The sequence below is a fragment of the Mitsuaria sp. TWR114 genome (assembly GCF_007997345.1).
In genome coordinates this window covers 1-1278 of record NZ_VOSR01000861.1, presented here as the reverse complement: position 1 = coordinate 1278, position 1278 = coordinate 1, and the positions used below count along the sequence as shown (strand labels likewise).

Annotated in this window: 1 protein-coding gene; it reads right to left on the bottom strand. The window is 74.3% G+C overall.

Annotated elements, in window-relative coordinates:
- The coding region (locus FUT87_RS29415) for a PilX N-terminal domain-containing pilus assembly protein (protein ID WP_255512027.1) at positions 1-666 on the bottom strand (666 nt) is incomplete at its 3' end.
- Positions 667-1278: the final 612 nt, after the last annotated feature.

Sequence of the window (1278 nt, the reverse complement as noted above, 5' to 3'; positions counted from 1 at the left end):
CGCCTGCGGCGGCGGCAGCCGCAGGGCGCTGAGCAGGGCCAGATGCCGGGCGGCCTCGGCAAGGCCGGAGGGGCCTTCGGACAGGTCGTCGCAGTCGGCCCGGCGGTCGCTGCATCCGCGCACGATCAGCTTCAGTTGGCCTGCCGGGCCCGCGTCGGTGAAACGAACGGTGAAGCGTGGTTGCGGATCCGCGGGCCGTGAGTCCGCGGTGGGCGATGCGCTGGATGGATCGCCCTGGGTCGCGCACTGGCAGGTCCAGCGGAGCGGCCCGGTGTTCGTGCAGGCCGGGGACATCGCGCCCCCGGTGGCTGGGGCGATGGGCTTCGCGCGGTAATGCCCGTCCGCGCCGAGCTGCAGGAAGCGGCTGCGGAAGTCGGTCGCGGAGGCACTGGAGTCGCCGGTGGCGGCAATGTCGGCGCTCGGGCCGGCTGGATGCGATGCCGGCCGGCAGCTGTCGTCCACATGGCCGCCGTTGAGCATCGCGATCGCCCAGGCCATGCCGGCCTCGGCCGCCTCGAAGGCGGTGGCGGCGCGGTGGTCATTGGCGGCCACGCGCTCGGCCGTCGTCAACTGGCGCGTGGCCCAGGCGGCACCCAGCGCCAGTACGCCAAGCAGCACGACGCACATCGCCAGCGTGCCGAGTCCGCGTTGCAGGCGCCGGGTCATGGGCAGTCTCCCGCGAGCGCGTCGTTGCGCACGAGGCCACGCACCGTCAGCTGTTGACGGACCCGGTGATCGTGAACGGCCTCGGCGTCGAGCACGAGTTCGACGAGGCGGGTCAGGATCGCGGGGCCACAAGCGGGCGCGTCGCTGCCGACACCGCCACTCGCACCGCTGCCACCCCCCATCGCTGCCACGGTCGGTTGGAGGTGGCCCGGCCGGCGGCGATCCCGGCGAGCAGGCGCGTGCGCAGGCGTCCCCCAGCGACTTCGCCTGCGAGTCGACCCGCAGGTCGAAGGCGCGCACGCGCAGCAGCGCCGGATCGGTCAGCGGCTGGTAGCGGCCCGCGACCAACTGGTCGATGCGGCCCTCGCTCCAGCGGAACCCGGCGACCTCCCGGACGCCGGTCCCGCCGGCCGAACTGCCGTCCCGGGAGAAGCTGTAGGTCACGCGCGTGCCGGCTTCTCCCACGTCGAGGTCGGCGTAGGGGTTGCGGACCGGCGCGGGGGGCATCGGCCTGCCACAGCGCCTCCTGCGGGCGGTCCCAGAAGGCGGCACGGCGCAGGTCGCGCAGGATCAGCTCCGCGGTGGCGCGCAGCTCCTGCTGGACCTGCAGCT